This is a genomic window from Nannocystis sp. RBIL2, assembly GCF_026626745.1.
GTDB lineage: Bacteria > Myxococcota_A > Polyangia > Nannocystales > Nannocystaceae > Nannocystis.
The window spans coordinates 1,778,558-1,800,353 of the sequence record NZ_JAPNJW010000001.1; the positions used below are offsets into that span (position 1 = coordinate 1,778,558).

The window sequence follows — 21,796 nt, forward strand, 5'->3', positions numbered from 1 at the left end:
TTCCGGAGGTGGATGGCCTTCGGGACAGGTCGCCGGACGAGGTGCGAGTCGACCTGACGTCACGAAACATCTCGCTCGCCCCCTCACGCAGTCGACGCGTACGCGCTGGCTGCGCGGAGCCTCGGTGACGCGCCGCGCCGGCACCAACGGACATGTCCCGGAAGACATCGGCCTGCGATCGCCTTTGGCCGTCCGCCACACCCGCGCCCACCTGTGCGCCGGGGCCGAGGCGCGGCGCCCCGGCGATATCCCCGGTCCACGATCGCGCGCCGACGTCCGGGATCGCCCGCCCGCAGCTTGCACCCTTCGCCCGCATCCGAGAACCTCGAACAGGCGCCGATGCCCGTCGACCTCACGCACTCGAGCCAGCTCGTCACCCGCGTCGACACGCCCGCACCGGCGCCCGAGCGCGGCAAGCGGGCCGAGTCGGACGGCGACGCCGGCCCCGCGAAGATCGGCCGGTTCGTCGTGCTGCGCAAGCTCGGCGAGGGCGGCATGGGCGTCGTGTACTCGGCATACGACGAGCAGCTTGAGCGCAAGGTCGCGCTCAAGCTGCTGCGCGGCGAGATCCGCGGCCAGCAGCAGAGCGTCGGCCAGGCCCGGCTTTTGCGCGAGGCGCAGGCGATGGCCAAGCTGTCGCACCCCAACGTCGCCCAGGTCTACGACGTCGGGCCGTTCGGCGACGCAGTGTTCATCGCCATGGAGTTCGTCAGCGGCGGCAGCCTCAAGGACTGGTTGCTGCGCGAGGACCGGTCGTGGCGAGCCGTCCTCGGCGTGTACTTGCAAGCCGGCCACGGCCTCGCCGCCGCCCACGCCGCCGGCATCGTCCACCGCGACTTCAAGCCCGACAACGTGATCGTCGGCGACGACGGCCGCGTGCGCGTCGTCGACTTCGGCCTCGCCCGCCACGACGAGCACGCCGTGGTCCTCCCGGGCGGCCCGCCGCCGAGCGCGAGCAGCGTCGAGCTGACGCAGATCGGCACGTTCATCGGCACCCCCGCGTACATGGCCCCCGAGCAGCTGCTGCGCGAGCCGGCCGACGCGCTCAGCGATCAGTTCAGCTTCTGCGTCGCGCTGTTCGAAAGCCTGCACGGCTACCGCCCGTTCAAGGGCGCGACGACGGTGGAGATCTCGAAGGCTGTCCTCGAGGACAGGCGACTCGACCCGCCGCGCGACACCACGGTCCCGGGTTGGGTCCACGCCGCGCTGGTGCGCGGCCTCAGCATCGATCCGGCGCTGCGCTTCCCGACGATGGACGCGCTCCTGCAGGTGCTGTCGGCCGACCCCGACCGCGCCCGACGCCGCCGCCTCGGCATCGCCGCGGCCGCCACCGGCGTGATGTTGTTCGCCAGCGCCGGCGGCTACGCGGCCTACGCGATCCAGGCCCGCGACGCCGCGACCTGCGTCGGCGCCGACGAGCAGCTCGCCGGCGTCTGGGATCTCTCCGTCGCCCGCACCGTCCGCGAGGCCCTGACCGCGACCGGGACCGCCTACGCCGACGAGGTCGCGACCCGCGTCGACCAGCGGCTCGCCGACTACGCCGGGGCGTGGATCGACATGCGCCGCGGCGCCTGCGAGTCGCACCGCCGCGGCGAGCAGTCCGACTCGCTGTACGACCTGCGCGCCGCCTGCCTCGACGATCGCAAGACCGCCCTGCGCGCGCTCGTCGGCGTGCTGACGACCGCCGACGCCGCGGTGCTCGAGAAGGCGGTGCAGGCCGCCGATCAGCTGCCGACGCTCGCGCGCTGCGCCGACACCCGCGCCCTGCTCGCCCGCAGCCCCGCGCCCGACGACCCCGCGGTCGCGCGCGCCGTCGACGACCTGCGCGCCCGCCTCGCCGGCGTGCAGGCGAAGTTCGACGTCGGTCAGTACAAGGCCGCGCGCGCCGAGCTGGGGCCGCTGCGCGCCGAGGCCGAAGCGCTGGCGCACCCGCCGACGCTCGCCGCGACGCTGCACCTCGCCGGCAAGATCGACGACCAGCTCGGCGACTACCCGACCGCCGAGGCGGCGCTGCTGCGCACCGCGACCACGGCCGACCGCGCCGGCGACGACGACACCCGCGCCGCCGCGTCGATCGACCTCGTGCGCACCGTCGGCGTGCGACAGGCCCGCTTCGACGAGGGCCTGCGCCTCGCCGAGCTCGCGCGCGGCGCCACCGGCCGTCTGTCCGACGGCGGCACCGCCGAGGCGCTGCTCGAGGGCCGCGTCGGCGACCTGCTGCTGGCCCGCGGCGACCTCGAGCGCGCCGCGCCGCACATCGATCGCGCCGTCGACCTGCGGGCCCAGCTCCACGGCGAGACCTCGATCGCCCACGGCCAGGCCCTGATCTCTCGCGGCACGCTCAAGTTCCTGCGCGGCGACTACCCGGCCGCGATCGCCGATTACCGCCGCGTCGTGGCGATCTTCGAGCAGACCTACGGCGCCCACCACCCCGTGCTCGGCGACGTGCTCAACAACATCGGCGCCGCCGAGCTGAGCCTGTTCCACCTCGACGACGCCGAGGCGACGTTCACCCGCACTCTGGCGATCGTCCGCGGCGCCTACGGAGACAGCCACCCGGCGCTGGCGACCGTCCACTTCAACCTCGGCATGATCGCCCAGTTCGAGGCGCGCTACCCCGATTCACTGGCCGCGCTCCGGCAGGCGCTGGCGATCTACGACGCCCACCTGCCGCCCGCCCACCCGAGCCGCGGCGACTGCCTGATCGAGCTCGGCAACACCCACATGTTCGCCGGCGACTTCGCCGCGGCCGAGCAGTCGTTCGCCGACGCCCTGGCGATCTTCCAGCTGGCCTTCGGGACAGGCCACGCACGCACCACGCAGGCGCTCGCCGGCATGGCGACCGCGCAGCTGCGCGCCGGTCGGCTCGGCGACGCCGAGCGCACCTTCCAGCGCGCCCTCGCCGAGCTCGAGCCTCATCCTGCCGACCCGACTCGCGGCGTCCCGCTCGCCGGCCTCGGTCGCGTCCACTTCGCCGCCGGCCGCCACGCCGCCGCCGCCGAGGCGCTCGAGCAGGCGCTCCCGCTGCTGCCGCAGAACGCCTTTGTCGCCCCGTACGACATCGCCGAGGCCGAGTTCGCCCTCGCCCGCGCGCTGGTCGGGCTCGACCCGGCCAACGCCGCCCGCAGCCGCGACCTCGCGTCGGAGGCGAAGACTCGCTTCCTCGGCGTCGGCGCGGCGTTCCAGCCGGCCGCCGCCGAGGTCGACGCCTGGCTGTCCGCTAGGGCAGGTTGATATACGCCGTTCCGTCGGACTTGCCGGCGCACACCAGCCCGCCGATCGTCATCGTCTTGTCCCAGACGACGACCTGCCCCTCCTGCTCGATCACGTCGAACTTGCTCTTCGGCGTCAGGCACTGCAGGTCGGCGCCGCTCTTCTGGCACGCCTCCCACACCGGCACCCCGGTGAAGCACTCACACACGATCGGCTTGACCGTACAGGGCTCCTCGAAGTTCATCTTGCTCGCGTCCTGCCCCAGCGTACTTCCCGTCGTGCCGTCCGTCCCGCCGCCCGTCGTGGTCCCGCCGCCGCCGATGATGCCGGTGCCGATGATCACCTTGCCCGGGTAGAAGTAGTTGGCCACCGCGGTCTCGACGATCCCGAGCCCGCACGCCGCAAACACACCGATCACGATCAACTTGCGCATGTCCAAACCCTCCGTTTGCCGAACCGAGCTAACTATTTGGCCGACCCACCCGCGGCGCGTCAATCCGTCTCGCGCCCCCAAGCAGCGATCAGACACATGACGCTGCGATGTAGGTGAAGGGTGCAGGAGCGCCTGTGCAGACCAGGGGTTATCATGGCAGCCCTGACTATGGCCCCCGACGGCGCCCGTCCGCCGCAGACCGCAGCGGGGGCAGCGTCCCGCTCGAGCCGGCAGGCCTTACATCAGCCACATTGGCGTCACCCCGCACGGCGCGGCCGGCCGGACAGACATGGCGCATGAGACAGGTGTGCCGAGAAGCGTCCGACCCTGCCAGGCGGCAGGCTCAGATCCGCCGCACCGGCGCAATCATCAGCAGGACCGCCACGAGCTTCGACACCCATCCCGGGTAGAAGAACAGCAGAAATAATCCCACATCGGACACGACTGACGCGAGTCGGATTGCTGACATCCCAGATTCGCTACAGCACCCCTGCTCTCGCATTCAGCGACGCCGGTCGCTCGTCGCCGGAGCGCCTCAATCATCGGAACGATCGGCCCGGCGCGCGGACGACTTGCCGTCCTCGTCCAGCCGCGCCGCCCACGGCTTCGTCCACGCCGCGAACGCGCGATACACTGCCAGCATCGACGCCTCCGTCGGGTCTCGCTCGAGCTCGAGCACCGCCCGCACCACCCCGAGCATCGTCCCCCGCACCGCCGCGTGTCGCTCGCTCAACGCGTCGAGCCCGGCAGCGTCGCCGTCGTCGAGGAGGTACAGCGCGAGCCGCCCGACGAGGTCCGTCGTGATCGGGGCCTGGCAAGCTGACTGCAGCGCCGCGCGGGCGTCCATCCCCTGGTCGAGCTCGAACCGCGCCAGCGCCTCGTGCGCCCTGCTCCGGTTCATCTGCCACTCGATGTCGCGGGTGATGTCACTGTCGATGTCGACCTCCGACGCGCGCGCCGCCACGTCGCGCAGCGCCTGGTGGATCGCGTCTCTGTCGAACCCGCGGGCGATCAGCGTCAGGCAGGTCGACCGCACCGTCAACGGCGTCTCTGCGGCCACTGCGACGATCCGCGGCAGGTCCTCCGCGGTCCCGCACGCGAGGAGGGACTTCATCGCCCGCTGCCGCTCCGACGATTCGCCCGCGCCGTCGACCAGCGCCCGCAGCTCGGCGAGCACCTTCGCCGGCATGCGGACCTTCGGCGCCACCCGCTCGACGAACGACTCCGCGTACCCGAGCCGCGCGTCGTCGTAGCGCGCGTCGCCCTCCTGCAGGAGGCCCAGGCACGCCTCGTAGGCCGCCTGCGCCTCGTCGTGACGACCGACCCGCCCGTACGCGTGCCCGAGACAGCGATACGCGTGGCCGAGGCCGTCCCGCTCCGTCCAGCCCTCGAGGTGCGGGGCCCAGCGGAACATTCGGTCGCAGAGCTTCGCGTTCCACAGCACCAGGATGGTCTGCTGCACCGCGGCGAAGTCTTCGCCGCCGCCCTGCAGCCGCCCGAGCGCCAGGGAGAGCCGCATCCCGCACTCGACCAGCGCCGGCTCGTGCGCCGCGACCAGGAACGCCCCGAAGTTGTGCCAGCTCCCCGCGAGCTCCGCGTGCAGCGGCCCGAACTTCGCGTTCTCGGCCGCTATCAGCCGCAAGTGCGCCGTACAGGCCTTCTCGCGCTCGTACTCCCCCGCCCAAAACTTCGCCAGGTAGTACCAGGCCGCCGCGACGAATGCCCCGTCGCCGGCCTTCCGCGCCCAGCGCAGCGCCTCACGATACGCCGCCTCGCGGGCCCTGGGCCCGTCCGGCTCCTTCGCCTTCGCGCGCGCCTGTTCATAGACCGCGCTGACGCGCTGGTAGGCCGGGGAGTCGAGGACCTCGTGCTCGTACACGGGCGAGAGAGTCGTCCACCGTCCGCCCGCACGCAAGCCGCCACGCCGGGCAGCCAGGTCCGGCAGCGTCGTCACGCCTGGACGTCGAGCACCGCCGTCATTCGTCACGGCCAGCTCGCTGCCGGGCGCCACGACGTCTCCGTGCAAATGTCGTCGTCCCGCGAATCGAAGTCCCACGCGCGAGCAGACCTACACCCGCCTTTTCCGCGCATACGATCCTATAGGCCTATGCCATGGATCGAAGCGGACGCGCCTTGTGATCCCATGCGCGGCCAGTTCCTGGAAGTCGCGCGAGCAGCGGCCTCGCTACCCGTGGAATCGCACGACCCGTTTCGCCGCGTCGGCCACCTCGTGCGCGACGAGGTCGACCCAGTTCCACCACAAGGAAAGCAGGCCGCCTCGAGCGGATCGAGGGTCGACCCGGCCTGTCGAAGGCGGTCCGCGAGGTCGTCGACCGCGCCCTCGCGCGCGCGTGAACATGCCCCCCAGCGCACGAGCTGTGGGACGCCCGGATGACGCGAGCTCCGAGGTGGGGATGACTCGCATATGCGCCCAAGGTTCGAAGCATGTGCCCGCCACGAGCCACGGCCCATGACGGGCGAGGAATTCATCGGCATCCGTCATCGGCGCGTGGTGGCGCGCGCGCCTCGCCAGGCGCGGCTCGCGGCGACGGGGTTGCCGACGGGGTCGCTCGCCCTCGGGGGCGCCGTCGTGGCATCCTCGCCGCGAGCCTGCGCTTGCCGGGCTGCAGGAGACATCGATGAATCCGGACCAGGAGCTCACCCAGCTGCGTCAGCGCGTGACGGAGCTCGAGCGCAGCGAGGCTCGTTACCGCAACATCTTCGAGTGCTCTCCGATCTCGCTGTGGGAGGAGGACTGGTCCGCGGTCAAGCAGCACCTCGACCGGATCCTCGCCACCGGCGTCGATCTCGACGCCTACCTCCGCAGCCACATCGACGACGTCATCACGTGCATCGGCTTGGTGAAGATCCTCGACGTCAACCGGGCCACGCTCGAGCTCTGCCAGGCCCCGAACAAGGACCAGCTGCTGCAGGCGCTGTCGGTCGTGTTCAATAACGATTCGATCGACACGTTCCGGCGCGAGCTCGTCGCCCTCGGCGGCGGGGCGATGTTCTACGAGGAAGAGACGACCATCTGTACGCTCCTCGGCGAGTCGAGGAACATCATGTTCCGCGTCGTCGTCGGCGCGGACTGCGAAGAGACGTGGGAGCGCTGCTTCGTGTCGCTCGTCGACCTCACCGACCGCAAGCGGGCGGAGGAGGCGCTGCGCCTGAGCAAGGAAGAGACGATCCAGGCGCAGCGAGAGATGCTGGCGAGGTTGTCCGCGCCGGTGATCCCGATCAGCGACGACGTCATCGTCATGCCGTTCGTCGGCCAGCTCGATCAGGCGCGCATGCAGCAGGCGCTGGGCGTGCTCCTCGACGAGGTGCAGCGGCTGCGGGTGACCACCGCCATCCTCGACATCACGGGCGTCCCCGAGATCGACGCAGAGGGCACCCAGGGGCTCATCCAGGCCGCTCAGGCGGTGAAGCTGCTCGGCGCGCAGGTGGTGCTGACGGGGATCCGTCCGGCCATCGCGCAGGGCCTGGTCGCCCTCGGCTCCAACCTCGACGAGCTCGTCACGCGCGGGACCCTGCAGACAGGGATCGCGTTCGCCATGCAGAACGGTCGCACGCGCCGGTAGTCGCCTCAGCCGCGGCCGATCGCCGCGCGCCCGCCTCGACGGTAGCGCGCGAGCAGATCGGTCAGAGTGTGGCTGTCGAGACCGTGACGGCGCGCGACCTCCTCGAGCGGACCTGTCCCCGCGAGCAGGTGGCCGATCGCCGCCTCGATCGTCGCCAGCGCGGGTTCGGCGGGGGCGGGCTCGTCGGCCTGGGTCACGCGAAAGCCCAGCAGGTCGGAGGCTTGCTCGGACAACCCGCGCGGCGCGGCCTGGACCGGCGCAGGCGCGGCGATCGGCAGACGCGCGGCGGGGTCGCCGAGCAGGACGTAACCAGCGAGGTCGTTGCGCAGCATCCACAGGTGCGCGCGGCGGGTCGGGTCGGCGACCTCGTCCTCGTCGAGCGTCGTGAGCTCGGTGTTGGTCTGGGCGAAGAAGCGGAACAGCGCGTGAAAAGCGACGCCGAGCCGGTCGCCGCGCAGGGCCGAGGCCAGAGTGTGGACGAAGCGCTGCGGCCGGTTGGTCGGCTTGCCGGCGTCGAGCTCGCGGAAGGAGTAGGTCCAGGCGAGGTCGACGTGGCCGATGAACCCGAGCGGGCCGCGCGGGCTGGCGAGCGCGGCCTTCGGCAACGCGGCGACGAACGGCGGCTCCCCGGCGCGCGGCAGACTGCCGAGCACGACCTCGGGCCGGCCGTAGAACTGGCCCTGGGCCTGCAGGACCTCGAGCCAGCGGCGGTACTTGCTGGTGTCGGGGGTGCCGGCGCCGAAGCAGGCCAGCATGAACCACAGGCCGCCGGGCAAGAAGGTGGCGCCGGCCAGCTCGTCGGCGCCGAGGCGACCGTCGGGCCCGAAGCTCATCGCGCCCTGGCGGGCCCGCTGCTCGGCGAGCGACTGCCAGCCGCGCCGCGGGGCGCCCTCGCCGTGGCTGACGCTGAACAGCACGCCCCCGGCCGCGGCGTCGCGCAGGAGGTCGTCGCGGCGCGGATCGTCGACGTCGCCGCTGACGCAGATCTCCGCCGGGAAGGCCGCCCGCCGCCGCCCCTGCATCTCGCGCGCGAGCTCGATCGCCGGCTCGACGAGCGCCCGGTGGCCGATCGTCGTCGCGCCGGTGCCGTCGTGGACGGTGTGAAAGATGGCCTTTGCGACCTGTCCTGGAGGACCTTGCTCGTGGGACAGGACCTTGTCGACATAGGCGACGTAGTCGGCGCGGCTGTCGAACGCGAGCCGGCCGACGAAGCCGTCGGTCGCCTGCAGCGCCTGCAGCTCGGCCGAGACGGCGTGGAGGTCGCCGAGGATGAGCTGGTAGCGCGGGAGGTCGCGAGGATCGCGCTCGCTGGCCTGGAACACGCCCTTGCGCCAGCGCGCGGCCTCCTCGGCGCGGAGGCGGGGCGGCACCCGGTAGATGCGGACGGGCACGCCCTGTTGCTCGGCGCGCGCGCTGATCAGCGGATCGACGGCGGCGAGCAAGGCGTCGCCCTCGGGACCCTCGGGGGCGAGCACCGCCCAGCGCTGCTCGACGAGGTCGCCGGCCGCGGCGTTCTCGTCCCACAGGAAGTCGGGCAGCTCTTGCGTGGCGCGCTCGTCGGCGGCGACGAGCGCGGCGCCGCGGTCGAGCGCGGGCACATGCTCGTCGGCGTCGACGAGCAACAGTTCAGGCAGATCGGTGGCGTTCATTCGCTCCTCCGGGACAGGCTCGTCGAGGCTTCGAGGCGGCGATCAGGCCGCGGCTATTCGCCGGCCCGGCGATCCCGTCGACGGTCAGCGCCTGCGCCCCGGGCCGCAGCTGGCGGACCCGGCGCTGGAACGCGCGGATCGCCTGCCGCGTGCGCCCGCCGAGCGCGCCGTCGACGACCAGATCCGGCGCCACGAGCTCGCGGAGGCAGCTCTGCAGCCAACGCTCGTCGCTGCCGTCGTCGATGTCGAGCGCGCCCGCGAACGCGAAGAAGTCGACCTGCACGCCGCCGAGGTCGTCCTCGCCGTCGTCCTCCTCCCACGGGACGTCGTCCTCTTCCACCCACGTGGCATCGATGAAGCGCGCGTCCTCGCCGATCCGCCTCGCCTCGTCCAACGTCGATCCATCGCTCGCACGCCCGTCGTTCGCCATCGCTCCGCTGCTCCATCGCGCCGTCACAGCCGGCGCGCGCCCAGATCCGCAGATTAGGCCGCAACCGCGATTTCTTCCACTGCAGCGCCCGCGCCGCCGCGAGCGAGGTCCGTCAGGCGTGAAAGCGTCCCTCGTGCACGCTGCCCGCGAGCTCCCATCGTTCAAAGTCGAGCACGACGGTCGCGCGCGCGCAGACGATCGAGCTGTCTCATTCGCCGAGGGGTGCCGACCCGCAGCGACTTTGAAGTCGAGGCGCGCATGGGCGCGACGCCACGGGATCAGCACCGCATGCGGACGCCGCAGCGACAGTCGCCGCGATGATGCGACGCCGAGCGCGATCACAGCGAGCCCACCACTCGCCGGCGCGACCAGCCCGTCAACGACGAGCAGCGCCCGTCAGCCCGTGCAGTTTGTCACGGCTCTCGGGACGCCGCGGCCCGCGACTTGCGACGCGGGCCCGCCTCTCCCTCGTGCCAGCCATGAACAAGCCGAACACCAAGCCGCAGCCACAGAAACCGCAGACCTCACCGCCCGATCGACCGCTCATCGTTCGCACGGGCGTACGCGCGGGCCCGTACTCGTACCTGTGAACGAGCCGCATGTCCTGGAGCACATGCCTGAATCGACATGTCTATTCAGGCAGGTCTCCATCGACCCCGACGAGCCCGCTACTCGAAGAGCGACAGGGGCACCGCGTCGGCCATCGCCTGATAGCCGGCGTCGTTGGGGTGCAGGTGATCGCCGCTGTCGAACGCGGCGAGGATCCGGGTGGGGTGCTCCGGGTCGCGCACCGCGGCCTCGAAGTCGATCACCCCGTCGTACGCCTCGTTGTCGCGGATCCACGCGTTGACGGCCTGGCGAATCTCCTCCCCTTCGATCGTGTAGTACGGCGGAAACGCCGCCTCGAACGGCATGATCGTGCCCACGAACGTTTTGACCCCATTCGCCTTCGCCTCGTCGGCGAGCGTCTCGAGCCCGTCGATGAGCTCGTCCGCAGTCACCTGTTCGGAGGGCCCCGCGAATCCCGGCATGCCGATGTCGTTGATGCCGATCAGGACGATCGTATGCGTCACTCCCGGCGTGCCCAGGACGTCGCGTTCGAACCGCGACAGCCCGCTCGGCCCGATGGAGTCCCGCAACAGCCGGTTGCCGCCGAGCCCCTGGTTGACGACCGCGACCGACCGGGTCTGCGGGTCCTCCTGCAAGCGCGCAAACAGCCGGTCCGGGTAGGTGCTGCCACCATCGATGGTCGAAGAGGCGCCGTCCGTGATCGAGTCGCCGAACGTGACGACGACCTTGTCGTTCGTCGCCGATTCGACGTCGACGCCCGCGAGCCAGAAGGCGGACGTGAGCGCGCTCGAATCGGTCAGGCGCTGGCTCGCCGCCTGGTTGCCCTTGGCGACCGCGTGCGTCGTGAGCGAGAGCGGGTGCCAGGTCGCCAGCTCCGAGGGCTTCGCGGCGTAGATGCTGACGATCAGGCGCTCGCCCTCGCTCACCTCGATCTCCACCTCGTCGCTGAGGAGCTCGGCGGCCGCCGGGATCGTCGCGCCCGGCCGGCCGGCGAATTGGACCTGGCGATCGCTGTCCGGCGCCGTGACGAGCGGCTCGAGCTCCTTCGCCACCCGGACCTCGGCGAGCTCGAGGGGCTGGCTCCCGAAGAGGTTCGAGAGCCGCAGCCGGACCCGATCGCCCGAGGCAGTCACGGTGATCGTCTGGCGCAGCGTCTCGTCGCTGAAGCTGCGCGACTTCAGCTCGCCGATCGCCTCCCCCGGCTCCATCATGCTCGTCGCCCATGCAGCGACCCAGCGCGCGTCCGGCCCCTCGCCGCCTCCGTCATCGCAGCCGGCAGCGGCGAGAGCGAACGCGAACGCGCCGATCTTCGCCGGACGGATGAAGTCGAGTCCCATGGTCATATTCCTCGTGAAGGTCAGCATTGTCGGTCCCTCGGTGGGGCGTGCCCCGCCCCCACTGGCTCGACGAACGAGGGTGGCCCGGATCGACACGGCCAGTGCTCGTCGCCCTCACAAAAAAGAAAAACGCCGCGAAAGTGCGCTGGAGAGCGGCCCACCCGCTCGCAACGCCGGTCTGCGCGCCAGCGCTCGCTCATCCTTCACGGCCCGGCGAGCTCGTCCGGTCCGGACCCCAGTCGGGTCAGTCCCCGACGACAGCGCCCACTACGCCGTCCACGGACGCGACGCGAGCGCCTCGAGCCGCGGCAGAGCCCGCTCCAGCACCCGCGTCGCCTCGTCCCCGGTCGATGCTCCCGGCCCACCCTCGCTTCCAACCGATCTCACTGACGGGCCAGGCCGAAGGCAGCCCAATCGTCGCTCGGGCCGTCGCACTCGTAGGCGCTCTCGGGGTCGGACAGCCACGACGCGCCCGCGTGCACCGCGTACGGACCGATCTTCCCGGCCTGCAGGGGGAACGCCTCGAGCGAGTCGTCACCGCTCGCGAATCGCAGCACCGCCGGCTCACCGAGGGCGAAGCAGCTCCCCTGCCCCTTGGGACAGAAACCGCCGAGCGCCTCGACGGACACCGGCGCGAACATGTCGGCGATCTGCCCCTCGCCCTCGACGAACGGCAGCGCGCTGTTGCCGGCGGCCAGACCGAGCAGCAGGACGTCGCGAAAATCACCGAGCGCGAGCCAGTCGCCGCGGTACTCGTAGTCGGCGCGGACGTAGCTCAGCGTCACCGGGGCGTCGAGCTGCTGGAGGCCCTCGGGCAGCTGCACTGCCGCGTTGGTGAAGCTCACCGTGACCTCGACGTCGCTGCCGTCGACGTCGCAGGCCAACGTGACCGCGTCCGACACGTCGCCGAGCGACACGCCCGCGACCGTGCACGACGCCTGGACGTGGCCCTGAAAGTCCTCGGCGAAGCCGACCACCTCGAACATCACCTCGGGCGTCTGCGGCGCCGGGCACATCGCCTCGGGTCCAGTGGTCTCGCTCTCGCCGGTCGCCTCGCCGGTCGTGCTCGAGGACGTCGTCGAGGCCGAGGTCGTCGGCTCGATGGCGTCAGTCGTCGCGGTGCTGGTCGAGCCCTCGCCGCTGCCGCTCTCGGTGTCGCCGCCCGGAGTCTTGGGCCCGCACGCAGCCAGTCCCGACAGGATCCACGCATAAGTCAGTCGCATGTCGGAGTCGTATCACCTCCCGCGCCGCTTGGCACGTGCTCGCGGCCAGGTCGACCGACCGCGACGGCGAACACCGCGTCGAACAACCCGGTCGCGTGCGCGGCCTGCAGCCGCGGGCGGTCTGCAGGCATCGCTCGAGCACTGCCCATGGGCGACCCCAAAGCGGGGTCGGCGAGCCACCGCCGCGCGTGGCGTCGCACACGACTCAGCCGTTGGTGAGCCCGAGCTTGAACGCGCCCGCCTTGATCTTGGATTTGGTCTTCATGGTTCCTCCTGTGGTGTATGGGGCAAGTCGCCCGGCGCACCACGCGTCGCGGCGGTCCCCCAGGAGATGACAGGTGCCGCGATTCGATGTCGCATCGCGCGAGCAAAAAATCTCCGCCTCGCACGTTCGCGCGTCCGGCGGGCGACGCTCGCAGAGACGCAATCTTTCGGGGGCTCGACTGTGCGCCGAGAGCTTCGTCGCCTCCTCATTGGCTCGGCTGCGTAAAGAACGAACAACCGTGCGCACGCGCCAGCATGAACTCAAAGACATGTCCGTATAGCCATGCAGAATCAGCGTCCCCGCCCGCAGCCTCCAGGTCGATCGGCGCGTCGGGCACTGCCGAAGGCTACCACTGGATCGGCGCTGGCGAGGGCCGCTCCTATCCCTTGTGGGTCCGGGTCGCGAACAGCACGTACCCTGCCACCGTGAGCAACACGAACCAGGCGAGCGCGAACAACTGCAGGCCGGACGTCGGGGCCGTCGTGCGTGCGGCCGGGTTGTCTCCGAGGTAGTCCAGCATCGTGTACGCGTAGGGCACGAGGTTGGCGTGCTGCCACGACAGAACGCCCAGCGCGCCGACCCACGCCAGGAAGCCGATGCCGATCGGCGCCAGGAAGTTGGCGAAGCGCAGGCTCATCAAGTACTGCGCGGCGACGATCGGCAGGCAATCGACGAAGTAGAGCGCAGTGTCGCCCACGAACGTGCCGAGCGGCAGCGACGCCTGCGGATACGGCACGCCCGCGACCAGCAGCCACGGCAGCAGCGCCGAGAGATAGATGCCGAGGTCGAACAGCAGGAAGAACTGCACCAGCATCAGCACGATCACCGCGAACTTCGCCAGAAAGATCGTGTGCGGCTCGAGAGGCAGCGCGTGCACCTGCTTCCAGCAGTTGTTGCGGACCTCGATCTGCACCACCAGGCTGGTCGTGAGGATCGCCGCCATCGGCACGAAGAAGACCGCCATCGACTCCCACGAGCTGCGCCACAGCGACGTCCAGAACTCCGGGGCCGCGTACAGGGTCGGCAAGTGCTCGCGGCGGATCAGCCGCGCGAGGGTGACGATGCCCGGCGTGAAGAACGCGCCGGCGACCACCAGCCATGCTCCGAGGCTGCGGCGCTTCTTCAGCCACTCGCAGCAGAACGCATCGACGAAGCGGGAGTTCATGCCGCGCGGCTCCCGATCAGGTCCATGAAGATCGACTCTAGGTCGCCCTCGACCGCGCCGATCGCATGCACATCGATGCCGTGTTCGACCAGGCGGCGGTTGACTGCGGCGATGCTCGGCGGCGGCATCGCTGCCAGCGCGATGCCGTGCCCGCTGAGACGGGCCACCACGCCGGCGTCGGCGAGGACCCGCAGCGCGCGCGGATCATCGCCGGTGCGCAGGGCGACCGGCGCCGCCGGCACCCGTTCGCGCCGCAACGCAGCGAGCGTGCCCTGGAACAGCAAGCGCCCGCCGTGCACGATGCCGACGTGGGTGACGAAGCGCTCGATCTCCGCCAGCAGGTGGCTCGACACGACGATGGTCGTGCCTTCGTCGCGGTTCAGCGCGACGAGCAGATCGCGGATCTCGATGATGCCGTTCGGATCGAGCCCATTGGTCGGCTCGTCCAGGATCAGCAGCTCCGGCTGGTGCAGCATCGCCGCGGCGATGCCGAGCCGCTGCTTCATGCCGAGCGAGAACTGGCCGACGCGCTTGCTGCGGGTCCCGGCGAGGCCGACGAGCTCGAGCACGACACCGACGCGCTCTCGTGGCACGCGATGGATCCGTTGCAGCAGGGCCAGGTTCTCGTCCGCGGTCAGGTGCTCGTAGAGCGAGGGGCTCTCGATCAGCGAGCCGACGCGCTGCAAGATCTCGATGCGGTGCGTATCGAGGCTGCGACCGAAGATCGAGATCGTGCCGCGCTGCTTGCGGATGAGCCCCAGCACGAGTCGCAGCGTCGTGGTCTTGCCGGCGCCGTTCGGGCCGAGGAACCCGTACACGCTCCCCTCGGGCACCGCGAGGGCGATGTCGTCCAGAATGGGCTGGTCGGATGTATAGCAGTGGCAGAGGCCGGTGGTTTTGAGGCACAACACGGGGCACGCTCCAGCGGAGGGGTCGAAGGCGGCGAATTGAAGTAAGAGTTAAATTGTTTGGCCAAAAATTTAAGTCAAGGTTAAATTTCGATGCTCATGAAGAACCCGGAGCTCGCTCAAATTCGCGCGCGCAGTGCGTCGCTCCGCCGGCTCGCCGGCGGCCTCCTCGTCGTGCTGTGGCTGTTGCTGCTGCTCGAGCGATTCGGCGCCGCCGGCCTGCAGGTGTGTGAACGCCACGCCGACGCCGCGTCGCTGCGGGCTCTGGCGGTGCAGCTCGTCGCCGCCGGTCCGGAGGTGCTCTACCTGCTCGCGCTCGGGTGCGTCCGGCGGGCGCTGGCCGAGTTTGCGCGCGGCGAGCTCTATGCGCCGACGATCACGCGCCTGCTCGATCGGGTCGGCACGCTGCTCGCCACCGGCGCCTTCCTCGGCGTCTTCGTGGTGCCGGCGCTGCAGCGGGCCCTCGGCGGCGGTCCTGGTTACTGGATCGCGTTCGACGTGTCCGGGCTCGTGCTCGGCGCGCTCGGGCTGTCGCTCACCGTCATCGCCCGCGTGCTCGGCCGCGCCGCGGTCCTCCAGGCCGAACTCGACGAGATTTTCTGATGCCGATCCGTATCCGGCTCGACGAAGTGCTCGCGGCGAAGCACCTGAAGGCCAAACAGATAGCCGCCGAGATCGGCGTCAGCGAGACCCATCTTTCGCTGTTCCGCTCGGGCAAGGTGCGAGGCGTACGCTTCGCCACGCTGGCGAAGTTATGCGCGGCGCTCGGCTGCCAGCCGGGCGACCTGCTCGTCTACGAGCCGGGCGAATCGGACCTCGCCGAGGGCGACGACGACGGCGATTGACGACGGTCGTGCGGCGGCCTCCCCTCCTCGAGCTGCACAGCGCCCGCGTCGAAGATGAAACCTGCGCCGGCGCCGCGGTCGACGTCGCCAAGCGTTCGGCAGAGTTATCGTCGCTCGATCGCTCCGTGCAAAGACCCGAATCGGCCGATCACCCACTTCGCCACGTGGTCGACCGCGCCGAGCGTCGAGGTCGTCGGCGCCCTGCAGTGATTCGACTGCCACCACGACTGCCGTCACGCGCGGGCAACGGCTCTTGCGCGTCTGCGACGCACGGAGAGCCGGCGGGACGTCGCCTTCACGGGCAGGCCGTGGCAGGGTCCGGCGCTCACACGCACGACACTACCACCCTGTGCCGGCAGGCGCCTCGTCGAAGCGGGATTCCTGCGAGTCGCTCTGGCGGGCCACCTCGGTGTCTGTTCGGACGTGTCTTTGAAGCCGTGCTTTTTTCTGCAGCTCGCCGTTTGGCCGGGCCATGATCATGACCGCCATGCACGCCGACCCGAACGCGGAGGTCCGCCTCTCTCGACCGGGGGAGGTAGTCCCTGCATCGCGCTGAAGCGCTTCAGCGTCCCCGAGATTCGGCGACGCCGGTCTGCTCACACACCGCTCGCTTCGCGGACCCGCTTGCACCTCCGTCGCCGCGACCTACGTTGGCGCGCCGTGCCCATCCATTACGTCGCCCTCGGGGACTCGGCAGGCGCGGGCTTCGGTGTGCCTGCCGGCGCGGGCTACGTCGATCGTGTGTTCACCCAGCTACAGCGACGAGACCCGTCCGCGCGGCTGCGGAACCTCGCGCGCAATGGCGCGACCACCGCGACGCTGCGTACCGATCAGCTCGGCGCTGCCCTCGCCGCGCAGCCGACCGTCTGTTCGCTGTTCATCGGCGGCAACGACCTGTGGCGCGGCGTGACCCCCTCGCACTACGGCCGCAACCTCGAGGCGATCGCCGATCAGCTCGACCGAGCCCGCTGCCCGGTCGTGGTCGGCACTCTGCCCAACCTGGCCCATGCACCCGCCGCGGCGCTCGCCGAGAGATTCCTCGGCATCGCCCGCGCGCAGATCGAGGAGCGAATCGTCGCCTACAACGAGCGCGTGCGCCGGCTCGCGGTCGACCACAGCTACGCGCTGGTCGACCTGTTCGGCTCGGCCCGCCTCGACGAGCACGCCGAGTACTTCGCGGCCGACGGCTTCCATCCCTCCGCCGCCGGTCATGCGGCGTGGTACGAGACGATCTGGCCGGCCTTCGCCGCGTTGCATCCGCAATGACCGCAAGTGACCTTGCCCCGTGAGTGCCGACAAGCCCGGCGCGCGCGCCGCGGCCGTGCATTCCGCCGCGCCAGTCCTGACTTCGTCGCGTGCGGCCGGGCATGCCGCGCCTCGCTGCCATCGAGCGGCGAGGCGCCGCGCCGCATGTCATCCTGTCCTGCTCCCATGCGCGGTGCCGACAATTCCGACGCAATTGCTCTCACCCGGCAGCTCCCGCTGTTCGGACACGAGGTGCCCCGATTCGACGCCTCGTTCTCGACGCTCGAGCGGATCGAGCTGGCCGACGACGCGTGGATCGAGGTCGCGCGCGGATGGCTCTCGGGACATGCCAGCTTGTTCGAGCTGCTCCTGCACGGCACGCGCTGGCGCGCGGACGAGCGAGTGATGTACGATCGGCAGGTCGAGGTGCCGCGGCTGCACGGAGTGCCGGCGGCGCGCGGGCCGGCGGCGGAGACGTTGCGGGCGGTCCGGTCGGCGCTCGACGCCCGCTACGCGACCGACTTCGAGCGGGTGACGCTCGGCCTTTACCGCGACGGCCGCGACAGCGTCGCGTTCCACGGCGACTACGTCGCGCGGCGGATACAGGAGGCCCTCGTCGCCACGGTTTCGCTCGGCGCGCCGCGGCGCTTCCTGCTGCGTCCCACCCGCGGCGGCGCCTCGCTCGAGCTGTCGCTCGGCTGGGGCGACCTGCTGGTGATGGGCGGCAGCTGCCAGCGCACGTATCAGCACGCGGTGCCGAAGGTCGCTCGCGCTGCCCCCCGCATCGCTATCATGTTCCGGCCGGTATGGCCCGACGACGGCAGCGACCTGGCCCCTCGCGCGGACCGCTGAGCCGGGACGTCGGGGCCGGGCTCCGCGACTTTGACAGCCGGCGCTCATTCTCGTATGGCACCTGTATGAGGCGAGCGATTCACTGCAAGGCGGCGCTGCTGGTCGCGTGCGCGTGCACGGTCGGCGGCCCAGGGGCGGTCGACGCCGCGCCGCGAGCGGCGGACCCGGGGGTCGAGCTGTACGGCGCCGGCCACTTCACGACCGGGGCGTGGGACTTCTTCATGGCCTTCTCGCCCGATCAGCGGCAGGTGTTGTTCGGCCGCGCCGACCCGGCCTTCGATCGCTACGAGCTCCTCGAGACCCGGCTCGGCGCCGACGCTCGCTGGTCGAAGCCGGCGCACCCGAGCTTCGCCGGACAGTGGAGCGACGCCGACCCGCACATCTCGCCCGCCGGCGACGCCGTGTACTTCATCTCCAACCGTCCCATCGGCCCCGACGAGCCGGGACCGCGGACCACGTATGACATCTGGTTCGCCCCGCGCGCGCCGGACGGCTCGTGGGGGCCTGCGCAGCGCGTGCCCGAGCCGGTCAACGACGCCGCGGTCGACGAGTGGTCGCCGGCGATCGCCGCCAGCGGCAACCTCTACTTCGGGATCGAGCGCCCCGGCGGCCACGGCGGCACCGACCTCTGGGTCGCGCGTCGCGTCGACGGCGTCTATCAGCCGCCCGAGAACCTCGGCCCCGCGATCAACACGCCGGGCCTCGAAGTCGAGCCGTGGATCGCCCCGGACGAGAGCTATCTGATCTTCGCCGGGCTGCGCCGCGCCGACTCGATCGGCAGCTACGACCTGTACTTCAGCCGCCGGCGCGACGGCGCGTGGGAGCCCGCGCGACCGCTGGCGAGCCTCAACACCGCCGCCTCCGAGTGGAATCACAGCGTCTCGCCCGACGGCGCATGGTTGTACTTCAGCAGCAACCGCAGCTACACGGGACCGCTCGGCCCGCGCTTCGACGACCCGCGGGACGACCGCAGCGTCGCCGGCGTCGGCGACGGCAAGCAGGGCGACATCTATCGCGTATCGATGCGCGCGCTCGGCCTGCCGTGAACGCTCACCGCCTCACAGCGGGTAGACGATGAAGTCGTCGTGGACCTCGATCACGGGCTCCTGCATGGCTTCGACGGCGTCGCGCAGCTCGAGCAGGTGGGCCATGTCGAGCTCGAGCGGGTGCTCGTCCGGGTGCGAGGCCTGCATGAACTCGAAGTCCTCGCCGGGGGTGTTGGTCATCTCGATGTGCGCGCCGAGGACCCGGCAGACCTCCTTGTCGGCGAGGTGGTCGACGAGGCGGCCGATGCTGGCGACGTAGGCGGGGAAGTCGGCGATGTAGAGGCGGCCGGGATAGAGCGTGTCGCCGGTGAAGACGACGCCGGTGGCGGGGTCGTAGACGGCGATGTGCGCCTTCTCGTGGCCGGGTAGCGGGACGATGTCGAGGACGCGCCCGCCGAGGTCGTACTGCACGATCTGCTCGGGCCAGGCGTCGATGCCGAAGAACTGGCGCACGGCGGCCTCGCCGATGCCGACGATGCTGGTGTCGGCGTCACCGACGAACAGGTCGTTGCCGGCGACGTGGTCGCCGTGGGCGTGGGTGTTGCCGACGACGAGTTCGATGGGGGCGCCACCATGGGCCTGAGACCAGTCGTCGACGAGGCCGTGGACGATGTCGTCGATCGGGATGTTGCCGTCTCCGGTGTCGAGCAGGAGGGCGCGCTCCGAGCCGAACAGCAGCATCATGAACGGGCCCTCGAAGCTGGTACACAGCGACTGGCGGAGGATCCAGGTGTCGGCGGAATACTGATGGACCTGGACCTGCGGCTCGCTGCCGCAGTCGATGCCGTCGATCCAGTGGGCCGGGAGCTCGCCGGCACACTCCTGCACGCCGGTGGTGGCGCTGGTGGTGGCGCTGGTGGTGGATCCAGTGGAGCTGTCGTCGCTCGTCGAGGTCGTGCTCGTGGTCGTGACCGGCTCCGCGGTGGTGGTGGTCGTGGTGGTGGCGCCTTCGGTCGTGCTCGCGGTCGTGCCCGAGGTCGTGGTCGTGCCGGTCGTGCCGGTGGTGGTCCCGTCGCTGGCGGCGGGCTCCTCACCGCCGCATGCGAGTACACAGAGCAGGGGAGTCCAGAGCGTTCGCATCACGCGAACGTACGCCACCCTCGCGCGGGCACGCAACCACGGACAGGTGGACCGGAGTCGGCTAACCCGAGGCGTGCGTCCCGGCGTGTGGTTACGCAGTCCCCTTTCACAGCATCATGCTAGACCTGAAAGTAGTTCCGCCAGGCCTGGTAGAGCGCGTCCCGGATCGCCTGCGGGACCGCGCCGCCGCCGCGGTGGCTGAAGACCCCGGTGAAGCCATAGTAATAGTACTCATTGTCGTTCGTCGCCATGTGATCGTCGCCGGGATTGTCCACGTGGCGGCTGAAGTGGATGTTCGCGAAGGCGGCGATGGTGTTGCAGACGTAATAGACCCAGTTCCCCGTGAGGTTCTCCAGGGCGTTTGCGATCTTCCAGTCGTTCATGCTCATGGCGGCCCCGTCAAGTTTCGGCGAGGGAGATGTTGCCCGTGGGATCGACGGTCATTTTATAATCCTGCGGGCTGCTGTGGACGTTGGCGAGGATGGTCTCACCCGAGCCGTCGTCCCATTCAGCCTTGATCTTCCAGTCCTCGTCCCACAGGATGCAGCGGCCTCTCCCGGTCTGGATGCTGAGCGGTACGTCCTTGTGCTGGGAGATCCAGGCGTACACCTCGGCGTACGACCGTGGGCCCACCGTCTGGCTGTCCGCCGGATTCTCCATGTTCACGATGGATATGTGGGCGTTCGATTGATTGTCGCAGCCGCGAATGCCTGTCGTCATAGTTTCCTCGAGGGTTGCAATATGTCTCGCGGCCGTCGAGGTGCCGCGGGCGGAACGGTCTCTCGTGACCCCCACGACACCGCCCGCGCGCAGCCGCTCGCACCCGTCGCCGCAGCGCACGCCGCAGCCGCGAGGCAGGTCGGGATCGTCGAATCGCGCTCGCCGCCGAAGCGCGCGGCCCTGCTCGGCCTCGCCGCGCGCCACCTGATCGTCGTAGGCCGGCCCACGCGCCGCGCCACGCGAGCGTCCGCACGGCTTCGGCGCGCGGGTCGACCGCAGCGACTACCGCAGCGCTGCAGCGGGTTCGCCGATCGGCCGCGCGAGCGGTTCGAGCGACGTCGGCTCAGGTATCGGCGAGGCAGGCCATCACCGCCTGCATGCAGGTGTCGGCGAACGCCTGGTTCTGGCACATCGAGCACTCGGCGGTCGGCGAGGCGGCCATCGTGCAGGTCGCCTCGCAGACATCGGCACAGGCGTCGCAGATGCACGCGAACAGGGCGTCCGACAGCATCTGCGAGGCCTCGCAGAGCTCGCCCTCCGCGCCCATGAGCGACTCGGCGCAGCTGAGGCAGTCGGCCCCGGTCGAGCCCGAGCTCGTGTCGGGCTCGCCGGAGCTCGAGCCGGACGAGCCCGGCTCGCCGGTCGTGCTCGACGAGCCGGTGGTCGGCACCGCGGTGGTCGCGTCCGAGCTCGACCCGTCCGTCGACCCGGAGGATGTGCTGGTCGGGCCCGTGCTCTCGCTGCTGGCCCCGGTGCCCGTGCCGGTGCCGTCGGTCGTGGTCATGTCGCCGGTCTGCCCCCCGCAAGCGCCCAGCAGTCCGGTGATGATCAAAACGATCCGTGTCTTCATGGCGGCCCCCTCGCCCGCGCCGACGCGCGGGCCGTCACAGTTTGATCCCCTCGCCTGCTCGCCGTCAATCTCGACCGGCTCCCGAGGTCGACGTGATTCCGATCCGCTCGGCAGGGTGAGGCCTCGCCCTTCGCCCGTGCGCGGCGGAGATCGAAGCGCGGTTCGACGGACGGCCAGAGGCCGACGGAGCGGCGCGTCCCGGCGACACCCACGGCGACGAATGTCCCCCTGGGACATCGGCGATGTCGTCGCATGAGACCTTCCCCGCCCGGGGCCGTCGCTCCGCGCAAGCACCCGAAGATCCTTGAACAATCTGGCGTGGAACGGCGGGTGCTTTGCCACCTCCGCATGTCCGCCGCGTCCCCGGCTCCTCGGCGAATG

The 21,796-nt window shown here is 70.7% G+C and carries 19 protein-coding genes; 7 read left to right on the top strand and 12 right to left on the bottom strand.

From position 1 onward, the window contains the following. Positions 1–339 precede the first annotated feature (339 nt). Entirely contained in the window at positions 340–3,234 is a 2,895-nt protein-coding gene (locus OV090_RS07015; protein WP_267702726.1) for a serine/threonine-protein kinase, read from the top strand. Here OV090_RS07015 and OV090_RS07020 read toward each other — a convergent pair. Both OV090_RS07020 and OV090_RS07025 read right to left on the bottom strand, forming a co-directional pair. Further along, complete coding sequence (locus OV090_RS07020) at positions 3,221–3,646, bottom strand: hypothetical protein (RefSeq protein ID WP_267702727.1); 426 nt, start codon at positions 3,644–3,646, stop codon at positions 3,221–3,223. The genes OV090_RS07015 and OV090_RS07020 overlap by 14 nt on opposite strands. A 535-nt stretch (positions 3,647–4,181) precedes the next feature. Next, positions 4,182–5,525: a hypothetical protein gene (locus tag OV090_RS07025; protein WP_267702728.1), complete on the bottom strand. Its 1,344-nt coding sequence runs from the start codon at positions 5,523–5,525 to the stop codon at positions 4,182–4,184. Positions 5,526–6,285: 760 nt separating this feature from the next. Between OV090_RS07025 and OV090_RS07030 the strand changes: the two genes are divergently transcribed. Then, positions 6,286–7,230 carry an STAS domain-containing protein gene (locus OV090_RS07030; protein WP_267702729.1) on the top strand — a complete coding sequence of 315 codons (945 nt, stop codon included), beginning with the start codon at positions 6,286–6,288 and terminating at the stop codon, positions 7,228–7,230. Between the two features lie 5 nt (positions 7,231–7,235). Here OV090_RS07030 and OV090_RS07035 read toward each other — a convergent pair whose 3' ends face one another. The 6 genes from OV090_RS07035 to OV090_RS07060 form a co-directional block, all read right to left on the bottom strand. After that, entirely contained in the window at positions 7,236–8,879 is a 1,644-nt protein-coding gene (locus OV090_RS07035; protein WP_267702730.1) for a hypothetical protein, read from the bottom strand. Next, the gene (locus OV090_RS07040) at positions 8,857–9,273 is read right to left on the bottom strand and encodes a peptidoglycan-binding domain-containing protein (RefSeq protein ID WP_267702731.1); all 417 of its coding nucleotides are present in this window, start codon (positions 9,271–9,273) and stop codon (positions 8,857–8,859) included. Before OV090_RS07040 ends, OV090_RS07035 begins: the two co-directional genes overlap by 23 nt. A gap of 704 nt (positions 9,274–9,977) precedes the next feature. Beyond that, positions 9,978–11,216, bottom strand: a complete 1,239-nt coding sequence (locus tag OV090_RS07045) for an SGNH/GDSL hydrolase family protein (RefSeq protein WP_267702732.1) — start codon at positions 11,214–11,216, stop codon at positions 9,978–9,980. 383 nt (positions 11,217–11,599) lie between these two features. Further along, a complete protein-coding gene (locus OV090_RS07050; RefSeq protein WP_267702733.1) occupies positions 11,600–12,439 on the bottom strand; it encodes a hypothetical protein in 840 nt (279 codons plus the stop codon). Between the two features lie 644 nt (positions 12,440–13,083). Beyond that, positions 13,084–13,869: an ABC transporter permease gene (locus OV090_RS07055; protein WP_267702734.1), complete on the bottom strand. Its 786-nt coding sequence runs from the start codon at positions 13,867–13,869 to the stop codon at positions 13,084–13,086. Then, positions 13,866–14,780: an ABC transporter ATP-binding protein gene (locus OV090_RS07060; RefSeq protein ID WP_267702735.1), complete on the bottom strand. Its 915-nt coding sequence runs from the start codon at positions 14,778–14,780 to the stop codon at positions 13,866–13,868. The genes OV090_RS07055 and OV090_RS07060 overlap by 4 nt, the downstream gene beginning before the upstream one ends. 96 nt (positions 14,781–14,876) lie before the next feature. On the opposite strand from OV090_RS07060, the gene OV090_RS07065 reads away from it, so the two are divergent. The 5 genes from OV090_RS07065 (at position 14,877) to OV090_RS07085 (ending at position 18,765) form a co-directional block, all read left to right on the top strand. Further along, positions 14,877–15,380 (top strand): DUF2975 domain-containing protein, encoded by a 504-nt coding sequence (locus OV090_RS07065; protein WP_267702736.1) that lies wholly within the window; start codon positions 14,877–14,879, stop codon positions 15,378–15,380. Continuing rightward, positions 15,380–15,622, top strand: a complete 243-nt coding sequence (locus OV090_RS07070; RefSeq protein WP_267702737.1) for a helix-turn-helix transcriptional regulator — start codon at positions 15,380–15,382, stop codon at positions 15,620–15,622. Before OV090_RS07065 ends, OV090_RS07070 begins: the two co-directional genes overlap by 1 nt. 660 nt (positions 15,623–16,282) lie before the next feature. Next, complete coding sequence (locus tag OV090_RS07075; protein ID WP_267702738.1) at positions 16,283–16,888, top strand: SGNH/GDSL hydrolase family protein; 606 nt, start codon at positions 16,283–16,285, stop codon at positions 16,886–16,888. A gap of 231 nt (positions 16,889–17,119) precedes the next feature. After that, positions 17,120–17,719: an alpha-ketoglutarate-dependent dioxygenase AlkB gene (locus tag OV090_RS07080; RefSeq protein ID WP_267702739.1), complete on the top strand. Its 600-nt coding sequence runs from the start codon at positions 17,120–17,122 to the stop codon at positions 17,717–17,719. Between the two features lie 65 nt (positions 17,720–17,784). Next, complete coding sequence (locus OV090_RS07085; protein ID WP_267702740.1) at positions 17,785–18,765, top strand: Xaa-Pro aminopeptidase; 981 nt, start codon at positions 17,785–17,787, stop codon at positions 18,763–18,765. Positions 18,766–18,777: 12 nt separating this feature from the next. Here the strand turns inward: OV090_RS07085 and OV090_RS07090 are convergent, their stop codons facing one another. From OV090_RS07090 to OV090_RS07105, 4 genes are all read right to left on the bottom strand, one after another. Next, positions 18,778–19,845, bottom strand: a complete 1,068-nt coding sequence (locus OV090_RS07090; RefSeq protein WP_267702741.1) for an MBL fold metallo-hydrolase — start codon at positions 19,843–19,845, stop codon at positions 18,778–18,780. 119 nt (positions 19,846–19,964) lie between these two features. Beyond that, a complete protein-coding gene (locus tag OV090_RS07095) occupies positions 19,965–20,228 on the bottom strand; it encodes a hypothetical protein (RefSeq protein WP_267702742.1) in 264 nt (87 codons plus the stop codon). 16 nt (positions 20,229–20,244) lie between these two features. Then, positions 20,245–20,505 carry a hypothetical protein gene (locus OV090_RS07100; RefSeq protein WP_267702743.1) on the bottom strand — a complete coding sequence of 87 codons (261 nt, stop codon included), beginning with the start codon at positions 20,503–20,505 and terminating at the stop codon, positions 20,245–20,247. A 403-nt stretch (positions 20,506–20,908) separates the two neighbouring features. Beyond that, entirely contained in the window at positions 20,909–21,415 is a 507-nt protein-coding gene (locus tag OV090_RS07105; RefSeq protein WP_267702744.1) for a hypothetical protein, read from the bottom strand. Positions 21,416–21,796 lie beyond the last annotated feature (381 nt).